Annotated in this window: 22 protein-coding genes, 1 tRNA gene and 1 pseudogene; 14 read left to right on the forward strand and 10 right to left on the reverse strand. The window is 28.0% G+C overall.

From position 1 onward, the window contains the following. Positions 1 to 86: 86 nt before the first annotated feature. On the forward strand, positions 87 to 578 hold the full coding sequence (locus tag EPJ79_RS07860) for a GNAT family N-acetyltransferase (protein ID WP_147545995.1): 492 nt from the start codon (positions 87 to 89) through the stop codon (positions 576 to 578). Between the two features lie 100 nt (positions 579 to 678). Here the strand turns inward: EPJ79_RS07860 and EPJ79_RS07865 are convergent, their stop codons facing one another. The 3 genes from EPJ79_RS07865 to EPJ79_RS07875 are packed head-to-tail and all read right to left on the reverse strand — an operon-like array spanning position 679 to position 1,480. Then, the gene (locus tag EPJ79_RS07865) at positions 679 to 930 is read right to left on the reverse strand and encodes a hypothetical protein (protein ID WP_147739073.1); all 252 of its coding nucleotides are present in this window, start codon (positions 928 to 930) and stop codon (positions 679 to 681) included. A 22-nt stretch (positions 931 to 952) separates the two neighbouring features. Continuing rightward, positions 953 to 1,264, reverse strand: a complete 312-nt coding sequence (locus tag EPJ79_RS11760; RefSeq protein ID WP_199750875.1) for a hypothetical protein — start codon at positions 1,262 to 1,264, stop codon at positions 953 to 955. Between the two features lie 21 nt (positions 1,265 to 1,285). Beyond that, positions 1,286 to 1,480, reverse strand: coding sequence for a hypothetical protein (locus tag EPJ79_RS07875; protein WP_147561546.1), 195 nt, complete (start codon positions 1,478 to 1,480; stop codon positions 1,286 to 1,288). Between the two features lie 241 nt (positions 1,481 to 1,721). Between EPJ79_RS07875 and murA the strand changes: the two genes are divergently transcribed. The 3 genes from murA (at position 1,722) to EPJ79_RS07890 (ending at position 6,849) form a co-directional block, all read left to right on the forward strand. After that, positions 1,722 to 2,999, forward strand: coding sequence for a UDP-N-acetylglucosamine 1-carboxyvinyltransferase (gene murA / locus EPJ79_RS07880; RefSeq protein ID WP_147739074.1), 1,278 nt, complete (start codon positions 1,722 to 1,724; stop codon positions 2,997 to 2,999). A gap of 27 nt (positions 3,000 to 3,026) precedes the next feature. Continuing rightward, positions 3,027 to 3,875, forward strand: a complete 849-nt coding sequence (gene flgF, locus EPJ79_RS07885) for a flagellar basal-body rod protein FlgF (protein WP_147526403.1) — start codon at positions 3,027 to 3,029, stop codon at positions 3,873 to 3,875. 112 nt (positions 3,876 to 3,987) lie between these two features. Then, positions 3,988 to 6,849 carry a methyl-accepting chemotaxis protein gene (locus EPJ79_RS07890; RefSeq protein ID WP_147739075.1) on the forward strand — a complete coding sequence of 954 codons (2,862 nt, stop codon included), beginning with the start codon at positions 3,988 to 3,990 and terminating at the stop codon, positions 6,847 to 6,849. A 78-nt stretch (positions 6,850 to 6,927) separates the two neighbouring features. On the opposite strand, the gene rbr is transcribed toward EPJ79_RS07890, so the two are convergent. The 4 genes from rbr to EPJ79_RS07910 form a co-directional block, all read right to left on the reverse strand. Continuing rightward, on the reverse strand, positions 6,928 to 7,464 hold the full coding sequence (rbr, locus tag EPJ79_RS07895; RefSeq protein ID WP_021958401.1) for a rubrerythrin: 537 nt from the start codon (positions 7,462 to 7,464) through the stop codon (positions 6,928 to 6,930). 60 nt (positions 7,465 to 7,524) lie between these two features. Further along, positions 7,525 to 8,127 (reverse strand): superoxide dismutase, encoded by a 603-nt coding sequence (locus EPJ79_RS07900; protein ID WP_021958400.1) that lies wholly within the window; start codon positions 8,125 to 8,127, stop codon positions 7,525 to 7,527. Positions 8,128 to 8,326: 199 nt separating this feature from the next. Next, positions 8,327 to 9,322: a hypothetical protein gene (locus tag EPJ79_RS07905; RefSeq protein ID WP_147527339.1), complete on the reverse strand. Its 996-nt coding sequence runs from the start codon at positions 9,320 to 9,322 to the stop codon at positions 8,327 to 8,329. A gap of 24 nt (positions 9,323 to 9,346) precedes the next feature. Beyond that, positions 9,347 to 10,729 carry a DNA polymerase III subunit delta' gene (locus EPJ79_RS07910; RefSeq protein WP_147739076.1) on the reverse strand — a complete coding sequence of 461 codons (1,383 nt, stop codon included), beginning with the start codon at positions 10,727 to 10,729 and terminating at the stop codon, positions 9,347 to 9,349. 250 nt (positions 10,730 to 10,979) lie between these two features. Here EPJ79_RS07910 and EPJ79_RS07915 point away from each other — a divergent pair, with 250 nt between their 5' ends. Together EPJ79_RS07915 and EPJ79_RS07920 are read left to right on the forward strand one after the other, a co-directional pair. Next, positions 10,980 to 11,582 carry an HAD family hydrolase gene (locus EPJ79_RS07915; protein ID WP_147739077.1) on the forward strand — a complete coding sequence of 201 codons (603 nt, stop codon included), beginning with the start codon at positions 10,980 to 10,982 and terminating at the stop codon, positions 11,580 to 11,582. Between the two features lie 6 nt (positions 11,583 to 11,588). After that, positions 11,589 to 13,382 carry a sensor histidine kinase gene (locus EPJ79_RS07920; RefSeq protein WP_147739078.1) on the forward strand — a complete coding sequence of 598 codons (1,794 nt, stop codon included), beginning with the start codon at positions 11,589 to 11,591 and terminating at the stop codon, positions 13,380 to 13,382. Here EPJ79_RS07920 and EPJ79_RS07925 read toward each other — a convergent pair. After that, positions 13,379 to 13,732 carry a response regulator gene (locus EPJ79_RS07925; RefSeq protein ID WP_147739079.1) on the reverse strand — a complete coding sequence of 118 codons (354 nt, stop codon included), beginning with the start codon at positions 13,730 to 13,732 and terminating at the stop codon, positions 13,379 to 13,381. The two genes, EPJ79_RS07920 and EPJ79_RS07925, sit on opposite strands and share 4 nt — an antisense overlap. A gap of 23 nt (positions 13,733 to 13,755) precedes the next feature. Continuing rightward, positions 13,756 to 13,839, reverse strand: a tRNA-Leu gene (locus tag EPJ79_RS07930). Positions 13,840 to 14,031: 192 nt separating this feature from the next. Between EPJ79_RS07930 and EPJ79_RS07935 the strand changes: the two genes are divergently transcribed. The 8 genes and pseudogenes from EPJ79_RS07935 to EPJ79_RS07970 all read left to right on the forward strand — a co-directional run bounded on the left by EPJ79_RS07935 (position 14,032) and on the right by EPJ79_RS07970 (position 23,902). Continuing rightward, complete coding sequence (locus EPJ79_RS07935) at positions 14,032 to 15,372, forward strand: NfeD family protein (RefSeq protein ID WP_147527095.1); 1,341 nt, start codon at positions 14,032 to 14,034, stop codon at positions 15,370 to 15,372. A gap of 111 nt (positions 15,373 to 15,483) precedes the next feature. Beyond that, positions 15,484 to 16,455, forward strand: coding sequence for a tRNA modification radical SAM protein MnmL/YtqA (gene mnmL, locus EPJ79_RS07940; RefSeq protein ID WP_147739080.1), 972 nt, complete (start codon positions 15,484 to 15,486; stop codon positions 16,453 to 16,455). A 108-nt stretch (positions 16,456 to 16,563) separates the two neighbouring features. After that, complete coding sequence (gene tyrS, locus EPJ79_RS07945) at positions 16,564 to 17,775, forward strand: tyrosine--tRNA ligase (protein ID WP_147739081.1); 1,212 nt, start codon at positions 16,564 to 16,566, stop codon at positions 17,773 to 17,775. A gap of 23 nt (positions 17,776 to 17,798) precedes the next feature. Then, entirely contained in the window at positions 17,799 to 20,732 is a 2,934-nt protein-coding gene (locus tag EPJ79_RS07950) for an LPS-assembly protein LptD (protein ID WP_147739082.1), read from the forward strand. 82 nt (positions 20,733 to 20,814) lie between these two features. Further along, positions 20,815 to 21,942: a hypothetical protein gene (locus EPJ79_RS07955; protein WP_147739083.1), complete on the forward strand. Its 1,128-nt coding sequence runs from the start codon at positions 20,815 to 20,817 to the stop codon at positions 21,940 to 21,942. Between the two features lie 46 nt (positions 21,943 to 21,988). Then, a complete protein-coding gene (locus EPJ79_RS07960) occupies positions 21,989 to 22,405 on the forward strand; it encodes a PepSY-like domain-containing protein (protein WP_147739084.1) in 417 nt (138 codons plus the stop codon). A gap of 177 nt (positions 22,406 to 22,582) precedes the next feature. Then, positions 22,583 to 22,921: a hypothetical protein gene (locus tag EPJ79_RS07965; protein WP_147739085.1), complete on the forward strand. Its 339-nt coding sequence runs from the start codon at positions 22,583 to 22,585 to the stop codon at positions 22,919 to 22,921. A gap of 134 nt (positions 22,922 to 23,055) precedes the next feature. Further along, positions 23,056 to 23,902 (forward strand): annotated as a pseudogene (locus EPJ79_RS07970) (Rpn family recombination-promoting nuclease/putative transposase). Positions 23,903 to 23,923: 21 nt separating this feature from the next. On the opposite strand, the gene EPJ79_RS11920 reads toward EPJ79_RS07970, so the two are convergent. After that, positions 23,924 to 24,058 carry a hypothetical protein gene (locus tag EPJ79_RS11920; RefSeq protein WP_274596000.1) on the reverse strand — a complete coding sequence of 45 codons (135 nt, stop codon included), beginning with the start codon at positions 24,056 to 24,058 and terminating at the stop codon, positions 23,924 to 23,926. Positions 24,059 to 24,139 lie beyond the last annotated feature (81 nt).

The raw sequence follows: 24,139 nt of genomic DNA on the forward strand, positions 1-24,139 counted from the left end.
GAAGCATTAATAAGGAGTTAGATTTATGATTATAGCTTTATCTTTTATATTTTGTATATTTTTGGTATGTAAGGATTTTATCTTTTATGATAATAAGAAAAGCAGAATTAAATAATTTAGACAGTATTGTAAAAATATTTGAGCATGCAAGAAATTATATGAAAGAAAATAATAATCCTAATCAATGGGGAGATAATCATCCGCCAACAAGTCTTATAGAAGAAGATATTAAAAATTCAATCGGCTATGTTTGTTTAGACAATGAAAATAATATAGTCGGTTATTTTTGTTTTTATGTCGGAATTGAAGAAGATTATAACGAAATTTACGAAGGAAATTGGCTTAACGATAGAGAATACGCCGTTATTCATAGAATAGCCGTAATGAGCAATCAAAAAGGAGTCGGCGGATTTTGTATGAGATTCTGTTTTGATAAATTTAAAAATATAAGAATAGACACGGGAAAATATAATATTCCGATGCAAAAATTACTTCAAAAAGAAGGTTATATAAAATGCGGAATAATAAAAATAAGAAGAAATGGCGGAGAGAGAATAGCCTTTCAAAAAACCGAATAATTTAATAATAAAAAAAATTAAACGAAAGAATAACTTTTAATAAATTTAATAATAAATAATAAAAGCTAATCTTTCGTTTTAAAATTTAATTTAAAATAAATTATAGTTTATTCCATATCTTTTTGAAAAATACGATTAAAAAAACTATAACAGCGACAGTTAATGCCAATTCAAATAAAGTTTCTACAATATCGTCAAAGTCGTCAACTATTTTATACAAAATATAATTTGTCGGTAAACTTCCGCTAAAATAGATTAAGACTAAAAATAATAATCCTATTACGGCTATTATTCCAAAAATCAATAAAAACTTTTTAGACTTTTTTGAATTTGTTATAATATTATTTTTCATAGAACCTCCTTAAAAAATAAAATTAATCGTCATACTCGTCTTTTTTAATATTAATATCTTTTCTATCATATTCTATTATTTTGAATTCTTTATTTTCTTTTTTATCATAGTTTATTTTATATTCTCTATTTTCGTTTTTGTTATTTAAATTATTGTCGTCTCTTATAAATTTTTTTACAAAATACATAACGGCTATAATCATAGCTATTATTCCTACAATTTTAAATAAATCTTCAAAGTCGTCAAATATATCTTCAAGAATATCGTCAAAACAATATAGTTTTATAGAAACTATAAATAAAAAAATTAAACTATTTAAAATTATCTTTTTCAAATTAATCGTCCTTAAAAAATATTAATTGCCTTTATCGGAATTTTTTTTATTCAAATATTTTCTAACAAAAAATATTACCGCCGCTATTATTACGGCTATTCCGATTAATTGAGCCAAATCGTCAAATATAAAATCAAAAGTGTCTTCTATTAAATCGAAACAGTATAAATTAATAGCGATTATAAAAGTTAATATTATAGCATAAATTTTCTTCATTTTTTTGCCTCCTTAAAATTTTAATGAAGTTTTATTTATATTATAATTATAACATATTGTAATTATTTTGTAAAGAGTTTATAAATAAAATTTACATAAATTAGGCATTGTAAATTAAATATAAATACAATTATACTACATTTAATACATTTTTAACGATAAATAAAATCGAAAAATTAAATTAATTAAGCATTTTTTCAATATACCGAATATAAATAAACAGGCGGTATTAATGTAAAATATGTTTAAGTATGTTATAGAAGGTTCAAAAAATATATCAGGGACGGTTAAAATTTCAGGCTCAAAAAACGCTTCGCTTCCTCTTTTGGTAGCGTCTATTTTAACGGACGAGCCTATAACTTTGCATAATGTGCCCGATTTAGTAGATGTTCATGTTCTTATAAATATATTAGAACCTTTGGGTAAAAAAGTCGATTTTAAAAATAACACTACGATTATAATATCTCAAAATGGTAAAAGCGATGAAGCGCCTTATAAATTAGTAAAAAAAATGAGAGGCTCAATAATAGTTTTGGGACCTTTGCTTGCGAAAAGAAAACATTGCCGAGTTTCTTATCCTGGAGGTTGCGCTTTTGGACCAAGACCGATAGACTTACATTTGAAAGGCATGGAAATGTTGGGAGCTGAAATAAATTTATCGGGCGGTTATATAAACGCTTCGGTAAAAGATAGACTTAAAGGAAACGAAATAACTTTATCGGGAAAAAATGGACCAACCGTGCTTGGAACTGATAATGTTATGATGGCTGCAACTTTAGCAAAAGGCAGAACTATAATAAATGATGCAGCAAGAGAGCCTGAATGCGTAAATTTGGCTGAACTTCTTTTATCTATGGGAGCTAAAATTGAAGGAATAGGAACTTCAACTTTAACTATAGATGGAGTCGATAAATTGCATGGAGCTGAATTTGAAGTTATACCCGACAGGATAGAAACGGGAACTTTTTTGGCAATAGCGGCTGCAGGAAGAGGAAAATTAAAATTAGAAAAAACTAATCATAAACATTTAACTTGTGTATTAGATTTATTAACTTCTATAGGTTGCGATATTAAAACTACGGACGATACTATTGAAATTGACGCGACAAATAGAGAATTAAAACCTTTTGTTATAGAAACTATGCCTTATCCTGGATTTCCTACAGATTTACAGGCAATTTTTACGACTTTAGCATGCGCTATTAATGGAAAAAGCTATATAAAAGAAACAATTTATCCCGACAGATTTAGCAATGTCCCAGAATTGATTCGTATGGGAGCGGATATAGAAGAGAAAGAAGCGAGTATAATTATTAATGGCGGAAAAAAATTATCGGGAGCGGATATTCAAGCAAGCGATTTGAGAGCGGGAGCGGCTTTGGTTGCTGCGGGAGCTATAGCCGAAGGAATTACTAATCTTCATAGAATATATCATATTGAAAGAGGATATGAGAGTTTAGAAAATAAATTAAATAATATTAATATAAATACAAAAAAAGAAAAAGACGATATTTTATAATTTTATTTTAATTAAGGAGAGAAAATTATGGTTCGAGGAGTTTACACGGGAGCAAGCGGAATGATAGCGCAACAAGAGAGATTGGATGTTGTCGCAAATAATTTGGCTAATGTAGATAAGCCAGGATTTAAAAGAGATACGGCGACTTTTAAGGCTTTTCCTGAAATGATGGCTGCAAGAACGGAAGACGATGGAGTTGTTATATTTCCTTTAGGTTCTACAGATATAAGACCTTATGTTGGAAGAATGGGAACGGGCGTTGAAGTTAATGAAGTTTTTACGGAATGGGAACAAGGCTCTTTAAGAGAAACGGGAAACCAACTCGATATTGCTTTAAGCGATAAAGGTTTTTTTGCAATAGAAACTCCTAATGGCGAAAGATATACAAGAAACGGAAGCTTTCTTATCGATAAAGATAATTATTTGGTGACGAAACATGGTTATAAAGTAATGGGAGAAAACGGTTATATACAAATAAAAACTAATAATTATGTTATAGACGAAGAGGGAAGAGTAAGCGTTAATAAAAGATATCAAAATAATGATGATTTCGTTCAAATGACTCAAAACGAATGGAAAGACGAAGAAATTTTAGACACTTTAAAAATAGTTAGATTTGAAAACGAAAGATATTTAAAAAAAGAAGGAGAATCTTTTTGGGTTGATACTCAAATTAGCGGACCCGCGTATATAGCGCAAAAAGGAATTGACCGCCCGAAAGTTTTATCAAGATTTTTAGAAATGAGCAATGTTAATCCTATTAATGAAATGGTTAGAATGATAGAAGTTCAAAGAGCTTATGAATTAAACTCAAAATCGATAGCGACTCATGATACTTTAATAGGAAGAGTCGTAAACGAAGTTGGAAGAGTTTAAAAATTTCGTTAATAAATAATAAAAAATAATATAGAATTCCTTATTAATATTTTGATAAAAAATTTACGATAATATATAATAGCATATAAATAATTCTGATTACGAGGATACTATGGCTTTAAATAAATCCAAGAAAAAACTGATTCTTTCTTTGAAGATTCAGATTATAGGCATATATATATTATTAGACTTGATATTATGGTATTTGTTTTTATGGTTTTCATTATACGATAAACATGCATTTCCTTTTTACGGAGTCAAAATAGTTTTTGCAATAATAGCTTTTATATTATTCTTAAGATACTGTAATCAATGGGCAAAAGGGGAAAAAATAAAACTTGCCGACAAAGTGACTAAAATATTTTCAACTTCTGCAGTATCGGGAAGTATAATAGAAATAACAATATTCGCTTTTCTAAATCCGAATATTTATATATATACTTCTTTAGCGGCTGTTTTTGCCTGCTTGCTTTCAAGCGGCGCTATTAATTCTTTATACGCTTTAGTATTTAGAATAATTTCGCATAAAAGCGATTTGGAAGAGAGCGTTACCGTTTTTTATCTTTCGTTAACTTTTAAAGTTCTTTATACGATTTTCTTTTTCTTTTCAAGCGTTGTTTTTGTTTTAATTTTAAATTATGTAAGAATAAGAGAAGAGGCATTTTTAAACTTAAATAGCGATGAAACTTTAAGCGAAATTATAGGCGTAAATAGTCATATAAATCAAACTTACAAAAACGCATTTTTAGATTTGAAAGTTTATGATAGAATAGTAAAAAATAATTTAAATCAAAATCAATTAGATATAAACTCTTTAAGAACTTATATAAATAATAGAATTCAATATTTAGATTATAATTTAAGCAATAATTATAAATCTGTTTCTATAAATATAAACAGAGAATTTTTAACAAATAATTCTCCCGCTTCGTTGTCTATATTAAGAAATACGAATAATGTATATTCAACGGCGACAAGTTATAATTTTCCTTCAACTACTCTTATAAAAAGCAATGATTTTTATTCTATAATTTCTTATAATAACGAAGGCGATATTTCGGTATCTTCTTATTATCCTTTGGAATTAAATGATAGACAGCTTGGACATATAATAGCGAATGCGGATATAATGGAATATTTTAAATATATAGAAAGCAATCCTTCTCTCTCTTCTTGGAATTATATTAATTATAAATTAAATAATAAAAATATAGTTTATGCTAAAGATAGAAGATTTTTGAATCAAAATGTATTAAATATTTTAGGCTCAAGCGAGAATTTTTCTAAATATATAATGGAATTTGAAAATCAATTAAACGATAAGCCTTCTTTTATAACTCCAATGTTTGATATGAATAACGAAAAAACCGTAGCTATTATGTTTTATATGAAAGATTTGGATTCTGTAATCGTATTTTATAAAGATATAAATTCTATAATAAAATATTCAAATATAGAAAAAACTATAACTCTATTTATAATAGTATTTTTTATAGGCTATTCTATATTGTCTTCTGTTTATATTCTTATTTTGCGTCTTACTTTTACTCCGATAAAAACCACTAACGCTTCTACGGTAGAGCTTAGAGAACAAAATAGAGATTTAAGAAAAAGAATAATGTGTAAGAATAACGATGAAATTGGGCTTTTGGTTTATAATTTTAATTTATTTATTAACGACTTGGAATTAATTATAGATAATTTGAAATTAAAAAGCGAAAATTTGATTAACGATATAAATAATGTAGAAAAAATTATGACTGAAAATTCTAACAGCGTAAATATTCAAACGGAAAGCATTAAAAAAAGCGTAGAAAATATTCAATCTATAATAGCTTCTATAAAAAATATTACAAGTTCAACCGAACAACAGAGAACGGCGTTTTCTTCCGCATCCGTTGCAGTTGATGAATTATTGCAAACCGTTTATAGAATTAACAATAATATAGAAATGCAATCCTCTTCTGTTGAGCAAACTTCCGCATCCGTTGAAGAGATGATTTCAAATATTACGAGTATTGCAAAAAGCACGAGCAATGCTGACGCTTTATTTAAAAAGCTTTTGGTTGAAGCGGGAGATGGAGCCGATATAGTAGAAGAGGTTATAGAATCAATTAGAAATGTTGAAGCGAGCAGCGAGCAAATAAAAAATATTATAAACATTATTCAAAATATCGCGGAGCAAACTAACCTTTTGGCTATGAACGCTTCTATAGAGGCTTCGCATGCGGGCGAGATGGGAAGAGGATTTTCCGTTATCGCTGATGAAATAAGGTCTTTAGCCGAACATACTGCGGAAAATACAAAATCTATAACTACAATCATTAAAGAAATTACAAGAAGAATTGAAGAGAGCGTTGAGCTTGCAAATAATAGCGGACAATCTTTAAGCAATATAGTTAGCATATCGGAAAGCGCATCGAGAATAGTTTCCGAAATAAATACGGCAAATAGCGAGCTTGAAATAGGCGGTAAAGATATACTTGAAACTATTACAAAATTGAACGCGACAACTTCGGGAGTTAAAGATAGCGTAAAAGAACAGATTAATAGCGGAGATGCGGTAGATATTCAAATTACTTTATTAGATAAAATAAATAAAGAGGTTGTAAATATAGTAGAAGCTAATAGTATGGAGGTAAACGAGGTTAATGATTCGCTTACTTCATTAAATTCGATTTCGACTCAAATTATTGAAAATAAGGATAGATTTTATAATATGACAAACAGATTAAATAATAATTTCACCATTTTTAACACATTGCTCATGAACTTTATTACAAATAGAGACGATGAAAAAAATGAAGAAGAAACAAAGAACGCTCTTCTTAAAGACGATAAATTTAATATAGACAAAGAAATTGACTCTCAATTAAAAACTCTTGAAGACGAATTAAAAATATCGGAAGAAGATGACGAGGAAGTTATAAGAACTTTGAAAGAAGATTTTAAAAATCCAAAAATGTTTTATTAAATTTAAATTAAAAAAATATAAAAATAAAAGGAGGGTTTTAAAGCCCCCCTTAAATAAATTTGCTTTAATTAATAATTATCAATAATTTTCAACTCTAACTTCAAAGAATTTTTTTGCATGCTTACAAGCTGGACAAACTTCTGGAGCGGATTCGCCTTCAAAAATATAGCCGCAATTTCTACATTTCCATTGAACTTTTGTGTTTCTTTTGAAAACCGTTCCGCTTTTAACCGCTTCTCTTAATTTAGCGTATCTTTCTCTATGTTCTTTTTCAACATCGCCAATTAATTTCATTGAACGAGCGACATCGTCAAAACCTTCTTCGCTGGCTTCTTTAGCCATTTGAGGATACATCGTTTCGTATTCGTAATTTTCGCCTTCCCAAGCGGATTGCAAATTTGCAAGCGTGTCTCCTATGCCGTTAAGATATTTGAAATGTATTTTTGCATGCTCTCTTTCGTTTTCGGCGGTTTCAAGAAATATTGCCGCTATTTGTTCGTAGCCTTCGTTTCTGGCAACGCTTGCGAAATAAGTATATTTATTCCTTGCCATAGATTCGCCCGCAAAAGCGTCATTTAAATTCTTTTCCGTTTTTGTTCCTTTTAAGTCCTTCATTTAACTTCTCCTTAATAATTAATTTTATAAAACAAATATTAAACTGTAAAAATATTTATTTTATTTTGCATTTTTTAATTTTTCTGCAACATATTCCCAATTTACCAAATGGTCAACAAAAGTATTTAGAAAATCTGGGCGTCTGTTTTGATAATCCAAATAATAAGCATGTTCCCATACATCGCAAGTAAGCAAACCATGAACTTTATCCGCGATAGGATTCATAGCGTTAGGATATTTTCTAACTTCCAATTTTCCATTAGCCAAAACGAGCCAAGCCCATCCCGAACCAAATTGAGTTTTTCCCGCCGTAGTGAAAGCTTCTTTAAATGCGTCAAAAGAGCCAAAATCGGATTTTATTTTTGATTCTAATTCTGACGGAATGCTTGGTTTTTCAGATTTTTTCAAAACTTTAAAAAACTCTTCATGATTATAAACCTGTCCCGCGTTATTAAATAAGCCTTGTTTATCGGCGTTATTATGGGAAAGAAGTATTAACTCTTCTATGCTTTTTCCTTCCAATGATTTATCTTTGGAAACAAAATCATTAACGGCGGTTACATAAGCGTTTAAATGTTTTCCATGATGAAAATCTAAAGTATTTGAAGACATATAAGGCGCTAAATCTTCTTTGCCATAAGGTAATTTAATTAATTCAAACATATTTTTATCTCCTTCATAAATGAATTTAAAATTAATTTTATAATAGTTTATATTATTTTAAATTTATGTCAAGTATTTATTAAATGATATTTTTAACTTATTAATAAATATTACTAATTATAAATCAGGGCATACCAAAATTAATTGGCATGCCCCTTTTCAAAGGAATTTATCTAATGAACCAAAAAATCTAAATTAATTATTCTTCTTCGCTACCTTCGGAATTTTCGCTCTCTTCGTCTTTATAAACAGGCATAACCTCTCTGCCCATTATTTCGCTTTCCGTATCTCCGTAAGTAAAGCCTAATTCGTCATAATATTTTGAATATATACCTCTAAATCTTTCGGAAGTAGTATATAATATTTTATGATATCTCGTTAATAAAAGTTTATATTTAGCGTCTCTTATAGTTTCATCTTCGGTTTTTAAAGTCGTTAAATCCCAAAGATTATTAAACATTTCATTTAAATAATAAACCTTTCTAACATCGCTCGACTGATTTTCCGTAGCCAATTTATAATTAACTCCAGCCAAATAAGTATTTAACATAATCAAATTAGTAGTATTTGTAGAACCGCTTTTATTTATATTATCAACGGCTTTTGTTAAATAATTTCTGCTTACGGCATAATAATGATGAGAGCCTTTAAACAAATTCAAAATGCCTCCGTATAAATTTAATTCATAATCGGCTTGAGCAATTTCATTTGTCTTCCCTAAAATTTCATATACGGGTTTTACTTCATCGTATAATCTGAAACATTTGTAAAGCTCTCTTAAAGCCAAATCGACATTATTATCGTTGGCTATAGGTCTTGCAACTAAATCGTAATAATATACGGCATTATAAAACATTTCGTTTGTGTCCGTAAATTTTACATTTGTATAATCTTCCAATATTTTATTAGCCTTATAAAGTATTCTAAACAAATAATCGTCTTTCAATATGCCTAAATTTGTTTGAAGAAGATTATAACTTCTGTCAAGAGCCTGGTCGTCCGTATTCCTCAAATCCCTAAAAGAAGGTGCAAATGAAGAAATTCCTTCGACATTATCCGCAGTCTCTTCGCTCGTTTCTTCGGTTTCCGCGTTTTCCGTTTGCTTATTTTGGTCGGTAGTATTGGTATTGTTTTGAGCATATACCGAAACTATAGCCAAAATTGTTACAACTAATACAAGAAATATTTTTTTCATGTATAACTCCTGTTTTTAAAATTTTTAATAATTATGCAACCATATATAAATATTGCTTAAAGTTTTATAAAGCGCCATTTTAGGTTGAGAGTTGGTATTTATCAGAGTATTAACCGCTAAATCCAATTCGTCAATTACCCATATTACGCTTTTATCCGAAATCGAATTTGGAAATATATAATTTCTATCTTCGACTTCAAGATATTTATCTTCAAGAGACTTTTTTAAAATATTTATTATCTCTTTTATCGTTTCTATAATATCGTAATTTCCTTCAATTAATAAAGTCATTATCGCCGATATTTTAGAAGCGTTATTATTAAAAATAGCCTCTATGAAAGATAATAAAACTTCTCGTATATTATCGCTTGAATTCGATTTTTTGTCAAGAGTATATTTTATAGATTTTGCCACACTTCCGTAAGAATATTGCAATGCAAGGGCGGTTTTTTCCTCGTCAAATTTTAGCCTTTTCATTAAAATCTCTCTTAAAGTATTTTCAGACAAAGGAGAAAATTTTAATTCCATCATCCTCGACATTAAAGGTTTCATTCCGTCTTGAGTTAATTTATTCGTATCGGATGCGATTAAAATAAAAATATTATTATCCGAAGGCTCTTCTAAAGTTCTTAAAAATATATTCGGCGCTCGCTTATCCATTAGTTCTATGCCTTCTATAATAATAATTCTTTTCTTTCCGTATCTTGTTTTTCTGTAAGTCATTTCTATAATATTTCTAACCGTATCAAGAGGAATAACCGTGTGAATTATATTATAATGAATCTTTTTTAATGCGTCAAAAAAATTTCCTTCTATAACGCATTTCTTTTTATTTCCCTTATTTTTTACAATATCAATTGCTTCTTTAGATTTTCCTCTAAATATAGAATCTATAAATTCAATATTATCTTCGTTAAGTTCATTTAAAGTATAATTAACGGCTAAATAATAAGGTTCGATTAAAGAAAATCTAGAAGTATCTTTTTTCTGCCCAAGCATATATTCTTTAGGTTCGCTTGCAGGATAATTATCATAGCTATCAAAAATCATAGATTCCACTTTATACAAAATCGAACGGCAGGCTGTATAAAAATCGTTAAACAAATAAGGCAATTTATATTCCAAATATTGATTAAAATATATTTCTGCATTTCTAAATCTTTCGTCAGTTCCCGCTACTATTACATCGGGATGTTTATATCTGTCAATCATTTTGCACGACTCGCATTCTCCGCAATAAGTTCCGTTTTCTCTTTCGCATAAAATCGCTTTCGCATAATTTAAGGCGCTTTCAAATTTCCCGATTCCTTCTTCGCCATAAAATAAATATGCATGATGAAGTCTTCCGCTTTTATAAATTCCCGACATTATTTTTAACGGGACGCTTTGTCCTAATACTTTAGCCAAAATTTTATTTCCTAATTTTTAAATTTTATTCAATTTATTATTTATTAATTTTATCATAATTAATGAAAATAACAATTATAAATTTTTTAGTTCTTTTTTATAAAAAGAGCAGGAATTTTTAATTTATACATCAATAATAAATAAACAATCAAATCTTTCTACAAAACAGCTTGTTTTTTCTATAATATAAAAATATAATAATCAAAATAAAAAAATATTTAATTCGATTTAATTTAAGGAATTTAATTTTATGATAAAAAATATTATTTCGGATATTGGAAATGTTCTTTTTGAATTCGACACTTCGGGATTTATCGACAAAAATATTGAAGCCGAAGACAAAGAAAAATTTTTTAATTTGGTTTTTGCAAGCGATAATTGGAGACTTTTAGACAAGGGCGATTTATCTTTTGAAGATGGCAGAAATTATTTTTTATCGGTATTTCCAAAATATAAAGATATTTTAAATAAACTTTTCGACAGTTCTTTAACTTTATGTCTTAATATGCATCATAATAATATAAATATTTTAAAAGAATATAAAGAGAGAGGATATAATATTTATTATTTGTCAAATATGACAGTCGAAACTTTTAAATGCTTAAGAGAAAAAACCGATTTTTTTGAGAAAACTTGCATTGGAGGAATAGTTTCCGCTTACGAGAAAATGATAAAGCCAAACGAGGAAATATATAAATTATTATTAAATAGATTTAATTTAAAAGCGGAAGAATGTTTATTTATAGACGATAATTTAGATAATGTTAACGCCGCGATAAAATTGGGAATTAATTCTTTTCAATTAAAAAATATGAACGATATGAATTTTGAATTAAAAAATATAATAAAATAATTAATTATGGAAAATAATTTATTTTTAAAAATAAAAAATCGCTATGGTTTGATATATTTAAGCGTAATATCTATATTTATAATACTTGATATTATAGCTTCTGCTTTTATAACAAATTTTTTATACGAACCGAATACTAATCCTTTAAATTTATTTTTAATATTATTTATTCCATCAACGAGCATTTTTGTCGGAATTATTACAATAATTAAATTTATACTTGAAGCTTTCAAAAAAAAAGAAGGCTCGCATATAAAATTGGTTATCGTTATAATTATGGCTTTAATTACAATTCTTCCGAGTTTCATTATAAGTTATATTTCTTCTTATATTATCAAATCGAATATTAATCTTTTTATAAATAGCGATATCAATAATTCTATATACAATGTTATAGATATGTCGAATAACGAAATTATAAATAAACAAAATAGTATGCTTTCGGTTTTGTCGAATGTCGGTAGAAATTATTTTAATAATATTTATAAATATATTGATTTTGTAAATCCGACTAATAATTTTAATAATTATAATAGATTAAACGATATGATTAAAAATTATTATAATTTTCAAAATATAACTTTTCTGTCTAATTCTTATTACGGACAAAGTTCTATATTATTTAATACCGCCGATTTTCTGCCTTTGGATGTAAATTCTAGATTATATACCGATGAAGTTATATTTATAAATAGCGAATATAAAGATTTATTTTATGTTAATGCAATTATTCCGCTTTCTATGGCAAATAATTATGTAATATGGTCCGAGCCTATGTCTTCAAATTATATAGAGATTAGAAATAACGCTTTGGAATCTTTTAGGCTTTACAGTTCGGCAAGTATGTTTTTAAATGAATTTTCAATTATATTAAAACTTTTATATATTTTCGTTTTGGGAATATCGACATTTTTCTCAATAATATTTGGAATAATTTTAGCGCGATTAATATATAAACCGATAAGTCTTCTTTTGAAAGCTACAAATTCTATAATAAACGCCGACTTTGACATCGACATGAAATTTTCGGGAATTCATGATTTGAGAAATCTTATATACAGATTCAATATTATGGCGAGAGCTTTAAAATATCATAGAGATAGAGAAAATACGAGATTGAGATTAGAAACTTGGAGAGAAGCTGCGATTAAAGTCGCTCATGAAATTAAAAATCCTCTAATGCCTATAGTAATGAACGCCGAAATTATAGAAAGAAATTTAAAAAATAATATGTCCGACAAGGATATAGAAAAAATAAAAAATTCTACAACTATTATAATAAAAAATGCAAACTCAATTTCAAATTTGATAAAATCTTTTTCTGAATTTTCATTTGCAATTAAAATTTCTGATAAAAAAGAATCTATTAATGAAGTAATTTTAGAAGTGTTGGATTCTTTTAAAAATATTCCAAATATAAAATTTAAAGTTTCTTTAACGAAGCATGATTATTCTTTAAATATGGATAGAGATAAACTTATTATGTCTTTTAGAAATTTAATTAAAAATTCAATAGAAGCTATGGAAAATAATAATATAGAATCTATAATATATTTGTCTTCTTATCATGAAATAATCGACTATAAAGAATTTTTTACGGTAAGCATAACCGACACGGGAATTGGAATAGAAAATAATAATATAAAAAGAATTTTTGAGCCTTATTTTACTTCAAAATCGAAAGGCACAGGAATAGGACTCGCTACAACCGAAAAAATTATTATGGAACATAAAGGATATATTTCCGTAGAATCGATTATTGGAGAAGGAAGCACTTTTTTTATAAGGTTTGAGATTTAATCGTTTTCTATATAATTTATAATTTTATTCATATTAGCGGGATAATCTAAACATGTTATATTTAATTCTTTAGCTTTTTCTTTGATTTCTTTGTCTATATTATCGCATAGAAAAAATATTTTATATTCTTTAAGTTCTTTTCTTTTTTCTAATTCGACTATAAACTCAATAACATTAACCCAAACTAAATGAGGATTAAAAATTAAAGTTTTTATATTATGTTTGTAAATTTTTCCCATTAATTCGTAAAGATTTTCCGCCGTAAAAACATCTACGGAACAACTTTCTAAAAAAGCCTTTATTTTAGTGGCTCTGTTATCATCGTCTACGACTATGACAGGACTTTTCATAAACATAACCCAATAATAAAATATACCGAGAGAGGGAATCGAACCCTCACTGAGTTGCCCCAATCAGATTTTGAGTCTGACGCGTCTACCAATTTCGCCATCTCGGCTTATAAATTAATTTTATTTGTATATATTATATTATATGAAAGATAAAAATCAAGTATTTAAATTGATTATTTATAAAATTTATTAATAAATTCGATTTGATAATTTGAGTTTTTTATAAAACATATTTATTATATTTAAATTCTAATATATAATAAAAATAAAATCTATATGGGAAAGTTTTAAAAAAGTTTATGAACAATAAAAAAATATTTATTATATTTATACTAATTTTTATATTTTTTATTTCAAAAAATATTTACTGTCAAGATAACGCTAAAGTTTATGTTATTAAAAAATTAGAATTTCAAGAGATAAATAGATGGTATGCAGCTTATATAAAAAAAGCTATTAAAAAAGCGTCTGACGAAGGAGCGAGTTTAATAATATTAGAATTAGATACGCCAGGCGGATTATTATCTTCCGCTTTATCTATAAAAAATTATATAATAGAAAGCGATATTCCCGTTGTAGCGTATATAAATAAAAATGCATTATCTGCGGGCGCTTTAATATCTTTAAGTTGCGAAGCGATTTATATGTCTGACGGAAGCATTATAGGAGCTGCTACTCCCGTTTATATGAAAGGCGGAAATATTGAAAAAGCGAGCGAAAAGGAAATAAGCGCGATGCGAGCAGCGATGCGTTCGTCTGCAGAGAGAAGCAAAAAGAATGTTAGAGCAGCAGAAGCTATGGTTGATGAAACTATTATTTTAACTAAATCAAAAGACGGAATAGATTTAGACGATAAAACTTTACTAACTTTAAGTCTTGAAGAAGCCTTAAAAGTAAATATAGCCGATGCAAAAGCAAATTCAATAATCGAAATAATTAAATTAAGAAATCTATCCGAAAACTCTACTATAAAAAATGTCGAAGAAGAAAAATACGATTATATATTAAGATTTTTAATAAATCCCGCGGTTTTAAGCGCGTTAATATCGATAGGAATTATAGGCGTTTACATTGAATTAAAAACTCCAGGATTTGGAATTGGCGGCGTAATTTCAATAATCGCGTTTTCAATATTTTTCTTCGCTCAAATTTTCGTTGGCGATAGCGGTTTTTTATCTCCCGCGATATTTTTGCTTGGAATAGTTCTTTTGGCGATTGAAATATTTGTTATTCCAGGTTTTGGAATTACGGGAATACTTGGAATATTAGGAATAGTCGCGGGAATATTTATGTCTTTTGGAATAAACAATATAGCTCAAGCGACTTTTGTAGTTTTTGTTTCTCTTATTGCCGATATTATTCTTATAATTATTTTAGCGAGATTTATTTTAAAATCAAAAGGTTTCAAAAGTAAAATAGCTTTAGACACTGACACGGCGGGATATTATTCAAGCGTTTCTTATGACGATTTGCTTGGATGCGAAGGAATAACAGACACATTTTTAAGACCTTCGGGAAATATTATAATAAACGGCAAAAAATATGACGCTATAACGGAAGGAGAATTTATAAACAAAGGAGTAAAAATTAAAGTTATTCTTGTCGAAGGAAATAAAATAGTTATAAAAGAAGCTAAATAAATTTTATTTTTTTTGTTAAATTTGATATTTTATAAATCGCTATCTTAAATAAATTATTTAATAGATTAATTTTTTATTTGACAAATATCAATCATTTTATATACTTTATCAATGAAAAATTCAAATAATCTTAATAACGAAAAACCTTATTATTCTTTTTCCGATTATGCGAAAAATAAATTCAAAATTAAAGTAGGTAAAATTTCAATAAATACCGATTTTGGATGCGCTCATAAATTAAACGATGGCGGATGCAAATTTTGTAATTTGGAAAGTTATAAACCGCCTTACATTAAAGAAGATGAAATAGAAAATCAATGGCTGAACGGAATTAAAAATTATAAAAATAGATATAAAAAATATTATGGATATTTTCAACTTGGAACTCCGCTTTCAAAATTGGCTTCAAAAGAATCTTTATTTTACGCTGAAAGATTAATAAAATTTGACGATTGCGTTGGACTTATGTTTGGAGCAAGAAGCGATATGCTCGAAGAAGAAACTTTAAAAAAATTAAACGATTTGGCTAAAGAAAACGATAAAGAAATTTGGCTTGAAATGGGAATACAATCTTCAAACGATGAAACTTTAAATTTTATAAACAGAGGACATAATTATAAATCTTTTGTAGAAACGGTTAATAATATAAAAGAAAATTACAAAAATCTTATAATTTGCGCTCATATAATTTTTGGACTTCCGAAAAGAATCGAAAATAATAAAATAATAATTGAAGATAAAAACGATATGATAAAAACTATTAAAGATATTTCAAAATTAAAAATTGACGCCGTAAAATTTCATCAACTTGATATTGTGCGAGGCAGTCATTTTGAAAATATTTATAATGAATTTGATTTTCCAACTTTAGACGAAGATTATTATATTGAATTAATTGCAGAGGCTTTGGGTTTTACTAAAAAAAATATAATTATATCAAGATTAACGGGCGACAGTTTGAGAGATAGTTTAATCGCTCCAAAATGGAAAAAATCGAAAAATGAAATTATAAATTTGATAATAAAGAAAATGAATGAAAGAAATATAAAACAAGGCGACTTATTAAAAAATTATTGTTATTAATTATTATTCTTTTAAAATAAAATAATTTAAAATCTACACTATATATTATGAATTATTCCGAAAATATATTAAATATTATTTATATATCAATTAGAGGTTGTTATAATTATGGAAAATTTGAAAGAAAATAAAAAATTCACAGTAGAAGAATCTATTGAATTAATTACTCGCGGAATAAACGAAGTTATAGGACTCGAAGAGATAAAAGAAAAATTAAAAGAAGGAAAACAATTAACTATAAAAGCGGGATTTGACCCAACCGCTCCCGATATTCATTTAGGACATACGGTTTTATTGAAAAAAATGCGACATTTTCAAATATTGGGGCATAAAGTAATTTTTTTAATAGGCGACTTTACGGGAAGAATAGGCGACCCTTCGGGAAAAACTAAAACTCGTCCAAGATTAACTACGGAAGATGTTTTGAAAAATGCCGAAACTTATAAACAGCAGGTATTTAAAATTTTAGACCCAGAAAAAACTATAATTGATTTTAATTCAAAATGGCTTGAAAAAATGAATTTTGCCGATGTTTTAGGATTAACTTCGAGATATACGGTTGCGCAAATGATAGAGAGAGACGATTTTTCAAATAGATATAAAAACGGACAAGCAATAAGCATAATGGAATTTTTATATCCTTTGGCTCAAGGCTACGATTCGGTTTCTTTGGAATGCGATATAGAACTTGGAGGCACAGACCAAAAATTTAATTTATTAGTCGGAAGAAGTTTAATGAAAGAGTATGGACTTTCTCCTCAAGCCGTTATAACAGTTCCTTTGCTTGAAGGTTTGGACGGAGTAAATAAAATGAGTAAATCTTTAGGGAATTATATCGGAATATACGATTCTCCAAAAGATATGTATGGAAAAGCTATGAGCATTCCCGATAATTTAATTACAAAATATATGGAACTTGTAACCGATATTCCTATGGATGAGATAAAAAATTATTCTATGTCTATGGAAAAAGGCGAAAATCCAAGAAATGTAAAATCTATATTGGCTAAAGAAATAGTTAAATTATATCATAGCGAAGAAGAATCTAACGCGGCTGAAGAAGAGTTTAAAAGAATATTTAGCTCAAAAGGTTTGCCTGACGATATTGAAGAAATTATTATTGATAAAAACGATAATAATATATTAAGCGTATTGTCTTTATGTATGAAATCCGAAAGCAAATCGAATTTGAAAAGATTAATTTCTCAAGGAAGCGTTTCTATGGATAGCGAAAAAATTACCGATATGAATTTTAATATATTAAAAGAATGCGTTTTAAAAGTAGGTAAACGCAATTTCTTTAAAATAAAATTTTCTTAAATTAGCGATTATTAAGAGGTATAATGCGAATCTTAATTTTGCTTTTATCTACATTAATCTTTAATGTTTATTTATATCCTCAAAACAATAATAACCAAAATACTAATCAAAATAATAATACGAATGAAAATGGAAATCCTAACGCTTTAATGCTTATAAATAAATTTGACGCGATGAAAAATCCCGTTTCATTTATTAATATAGTTAACTTTACTCCTTATAATTTATTATTGGAATATGCGAGAGTTAATGGAATAGAAATATATCCTTACGATAGCGAAGCCGATTTAAGAGCGAAAATAATAAAAAGACAGGTTAATGTTAAAGTTGAAAGAGTAAAAGGAGAAGCCGAAATAAAAGATGTTGCAAGAAGCACTATCGGAAGAGGCGGAGGAAGAGTCCAACTTAAAAGCGCCGATTATGTTGAAAGATATACTATTAAAGAAGCGGACGAAGAGATAATATTTTTGTATGGAAATGTCACTCTTGAATTATATAATAATACATTATCTGCGGACAGAGTCGTTTATAGCTTAAAAACTGGCGAAGTATTTGCAGAAGGAAATTTAAGAGTTCAATCTTCCGATAACGACCTTAAAGGCGAATGGTTTATGCTTAATAGAGAAAGTAAGAAAGGAGTTTTATTTGGAGGCGGAACAAAATTCCAATCTTATAGAATAGAAGGCGATATTATAAAATTTAACAATGAGAATTTTTTTGCAGATAATAGCAGAGTAAGTTTTTCGCGTTTAACACCCGTAGCTCATGACTTTTTGGCAAGCAAAGTATATTTATGGGATACTAAAAAGTTTATGGTATTTAACAGCGTGTATAGAGTCGGAAGGCAGCCCGTGTTTTATTTTCCATTATTTTTGCAGAATTATATGGGAACGGGAATAATATCAACTTTCGGCACATCTTTAAGAGAAGGCGTTTATATGCAAAATAGCAAAACTTTTGACATATACGGAATGCAACATAGATTAAGATTTGACGCTTATCAAAAATTAGGTTTTCTTTTAGGAGATGAAATAAGATATACGAGTCAATATCATGATTTATCTTTAGATGCGATGTTTGCTATGGGAAGACAATATTATTTATTAGATTCTTATATTTCTTCAAGCGTAGGATTTGGGACGAGATATGTTAACTATTTTTCTGGAGGAAAGGCTGGAAAATTTGTTCCAAGATTTAAATTTGAATACGACCACACGATACAATTATATAATGGCGAAAATATAAATAGTTATGTCACGGGAAGATTAAATTTAAATAGCGATTTATATTTTAAGTCTGATTTTTATAATGAAAGAGGAGCTTTAGATATAGTTTCTTTCTTTACTTCATTAACGGGAAAATTGGACGATATAGGAAATTCTTATCCTGAAAGTTCTCTTGAGAATTCAATTTATCTTAATAACACGATTTACGGAGTTAATCTTAAAGTTGGAGCGCAATGGGATTTAGCCGCCGTTAGAAATCTTTCGGTAGAACATAATACGAATTTTGATTATTATATGCCAAAACCGAGCAAATTGACATTGCCATCTTTAGAAGCAAGTTATAGTTCAGTTTGGGGAGATGAAACTTCTTATTATTTTCAAAATTTAAATATTAATTATTCTTTAGGCGGAACTTACGCTCATACTATTAATTATAAAACTTCCGAAGGAATATATTTTCACAATAATCCACAACTTGACGACAAATTAAAAGAAAAAGTAGCGGAAAGAGATAATTTAACTTTATATGGAAATTTATCGAGAAGCTTTACAAATGAATTTATAAGATTTACTCCGACAGCTAAAGCCGATTATAGTTATCAAAAGAGCATTAATCCAAAACCTGAAGATTTAATTTACGATAGAAACAGCACTTATTTTGGTTTGGGAACAACTTTGAGTTTTTCGATGTTTTTACCTAATAGCGTTGTTCCTTATCAATGGGATAATTATTTTACTCCTACTATTACTTGGGATAGTTCTTATAATTTAGGCTATCGATTTAAAGAAAATACCGTTGAAGGAAATACTAATGCAAGTTCAAGCGGAGAGTTTAACGCTCATGATATTAATACAAGATTATCTATAGGCGGAACGGGTTATAGTTTATTTTATATTCCTAATTTGAATTTGGATTTAAGCGGATATATTAGAACGGGATTAGATATGAAGCCTTATTATGATTGGGAAAGAAAAATGTATAAAATTACTATCTCTACAAATAAATTATTGAATACGGAAGTCGGAGGTTCTACGAGACTATATTATGACCAATCTTCTATAACTTATAATGTGGGAAAAAATTTATTAGGAACGAATTTAACCGCTAATAATATAAAGGGTATTTTGCATATTCCTATACCGATTGGAAAGATTACCGATTGGATATTATTAAGAAATGGCAAGCGACCTTTTTTTGACGATTATATAAACTCTTTTGAAATATTTTTTGATATATCATATAGCCATGATTTTATCAATTATAAATATAATACGGCTTCGTTTATATTCGGAATAGAATTTGAATTATTAGAACAATGGCGATTTAGATTTGCAACAACAAGCGAAAATAACAGAGCTTACAGATATATAAAATCATACGCGCAAAAAGAAAATGAAACTTGGGTTAATCCTTTTTGGGATATTATAGATTCTTTTAATTTCAAAGATTCTAAAAAGAGAACGGACAGTTTATTTAAATTAAGTTCTATAGAAATGAGCATTTGGCATGATTTGGACGGATGGGAATTTCTTGCCACTTTTTCAATTCGCCCTTCAACTTTGCCTTCGGATATTGCGAGCGGTTCGGTAAAAGGCTCTTATTGGAGCAAAGAATTTTGGATTGAATTTACTTTAACCGACTTTCCAAGCGGAGGATTGCCTAGAAGAGAATACGACCTTAATAAAACTATTACTGATTTACAAGAAAAGCAGGCGACTACTATTAATTAGAATTAAAAAACTTTACTTTTTAATCAATTTAGATTATTATAATAAATATAATTTAACTTAATTATTTATAAAAGGCTTATAGATGAAAAAATTTATTTTAACTTTATTGATTATATCAAATATTCTATTAATCGCTCAAGAAAATTATTCAAACGCAATAATGCCAAAATTACCGAGCGCGTTTGATATGTTTATCGGAAGAGAAGGAAATAATAAACTTCCGCAATATATAAAAAACGATTTAATAAGAGACGATTATAAAAGAAAATTGCCCGATTTGAATAACACGAATTTATCTTTCTTTCAAAAATATCCTTTAGAATTTCATTTAACTTCAACTTTTTCTTACGCGGCTCATACGAATACTTTTAATATGCGAGACACTTTCGTTTCGCTTGGGCAGACTTTTCATAACGATTATATAGCTTTCACGGGATTTATAACTGCATTTGGTTATTTTGATACGCATGAACCTACAAATGATTATGGATATATAAAAGGAAACGCGGGACTTTATGACGGCGGAGCGCAAGTTATATTTATCGATAGAATTTTAGTTTCGGCAAGAGGAAGAGCGACTTTCGATATCAATACTACTACATTCATGTTAATGCCTCATTATTATTATACGACTTTAAATACTTCAACAAATAGCGACACTTTATTTAATCCAGCGAATATAGACACTCCAAATTATTATTTGCCTCAAGTATTAAACGGACCTGGAATAAGAGTCGGTTTTATAGGCAATCATTACGAAATAGCTTATTCGCAGGGAGATTTTAGACACAGCATACCGAAAGCGTTTTTATTTAGATTTAATATTCCTAATATAGAATTAAGATTATTATACGAGCATGAAAATAGAAAAGCTCCTCAAGATTATCATATAACTTTATTCGAGTCTTTAATTCAGGCTTCGGCTACTTTAAGATTTCCTTTTTTAAGCGAAACAATTTGGCTAAACGCTATAGCGGAATATACTTGGAGAGAAAATGACGCTCATTATATTCGTTTAGAACAAGGTTTTGAATGGTATATGCTAAATATCGCTTTAAGAGAGATGGTTCATATTGTGAATAAAAACGCGAAAGCTTATTTGGAATATGCTATATTTGGAAAATTTGCGGCGGGTCCTGCGGAGTTTGCAATAGGTTTTCAAGGTTCTACCGATGGAAGATATTATATTGCAGGACATGTTAAATTATAAAATAAAATATTTAATTAATTTTAATTTTTTAAGGAGAAAAAAATAAATGAAAAAAATAATTATCGTTTTAAGTTTTATTACGGCTTTTAATTTGTTTGCATCGTCTGTCGCTATGAGCGAAATTCCTAAAAGCGCGATTAATTTTGCGGACACATATTTTGCCGATTATTATTTATACAGAGCGGTTGAAAATTCTGGCTCGTTTACTCTTATATTCAAAGGCGGACTTAAAATATATATCAATTCAAAAGGCGAATGGACGACTATAAGCGGAGGCGGAGATGAAATAAATATAGAATATTTGGAGAAAGAAGTTATTAATTCTATAAAAAAAGAATTTCCAAACGAAAAAGTTATTTATGTAAAAAAACAAAAAAACGCGTATAAAATAAAGTTTAAAAATCGAACAAATATTACGGTTGATTTTGAAGGAAATATAAAGAAGGGCAGAAGAGATTATTAATTTCAAAAGCAAAAGTTTATTTGTATATTTATAATTATTTTCTATTTTTTATTTAAATGTTATTTCAAGTTTTCGCGATAAAGCGCGTTAAACTAAAAAATCGATTAATTACATTTTCAATAATTCTAATATATAATAATTCTAAACCATTAATAAATTTAATCAAACGGAGGAAATATGCATTTCAAATTAAAAATAATTTTATTATTCTTTTTTATTTATTTTCAAATATTATATTCCAACGATATTTTTCTTTCAAAAAGAAGCGGAGAATATTACGACAATTTTGGAAGAAAACTCATAATAGATAATTTCGGATACGGAATTTTTGAGGAAAAAGGCATTAAATCGGCAAGTTTCAAAATCGGACAACATAGAAGCGTAGAAACAAATTATAAATTCACTATGATTTTTGGCGGTAGATATTATGCAAACACTTATTTATATTTTACAGATAAAAATAATTGCATATTTATAATAAACGATTATTTAAAATATTATTTTGAAAAGAATTAAATCGATAAGAATTTATATTTTGTCATTGCAAGCTATAGCGTGGTAATACAAACTAAAAAAAGCAAAATACTTTAACAACTAAAATAATAGAAATTCTTTTTTGACAAATAAAATTATTCTGTTATAATATTCTTATGAATAAAAAACCTTTTAATGCATTAAATGATTGTTTCGTTCGGTATTTTTTCACGGACAAAGGCGGAGAGAAAGTTTTACTTGATTTTATCAACGCCGTTATGATTAGCGCCGACATGAAAACTTTTAAAGCGGTTGAAATTCTTAATCCGTTTAATCTAAAAAGACATTATAAAGATAAAGAGACAATCGTTGATGTAAAATGTATTACAAAAAATGGAATGGTTGTAATTATCGAGGTTCAGCTTTCAGGTAATTTAAGATTTCCCGAAAGAATATTATATTATTGGGCTGCAAATTATAGTAAACTTTTAAATAAAGGCGAAGAGTATGAAGACTTAACGCCTGTGATAAGTATTAATCTTCTTAATTTTAATTTAAACAAGGTTAATAAAAATATCCACAGTTGCTATATGATTTACGATACAAAAAATAAAAATCTATTAACAGACCATTTGCAGATACATATAATAGAATTAAAGAAATTTAAATTCAAAGATAATGATTTAAAAAAGGATTTAAATTATTGGCTTGGATTTTTCACTACAAATAATTATGGAGGCTTATATGTCAGAAATAGTAAAAGAAAAACCTATAATGGAAGAAGCGCATAAACGATATAATAATTTTATTAGAAGTCGATTAATGATGAGCGAGTATGAGAAAAAAGAAATCTATCAATACGATAAACAAATAATGCTTAAAGATGAAAGACGAAAAGGTATAAAAGAAGGTAGAAAAGAACGAAATTATGCTATAGCTAAAAGTTTAAAAAATTCTGGGCTTGATAATAAATTTATATCGGAACATACGGGATTAAGCATTGAAGAAATAGAAAAACTATAATATCCGTTATTTTTATTAAATTTAATTCTTCCCCTCAATAATCCCAACCTCCTCCTCACTCAAACCATACAACCAATAAACCAACCTATCAATCTCCTCTTCAAACTCTCTCGTATCAATCCCTTTCTTCTTCCCTTCAATAACTTTCTCAACCAAATTAACAATTTCCTTTTCTGTCTTTTTATCAACTTCAAAATAAATTTAAACCGTCATCGCCGAGCGAGGCGCACAAAGTGA

Origin of the sequence: Brachyspira aalborgi (genome assembly GCF_008016455.1) — a bacterium.
Classification (GTDB): Bacteria; Spirochaetota; Brachyspiria; order Brachyspirales; family Brachyspiraceae; genus Brachyspira; species Brachyspira aalborgi.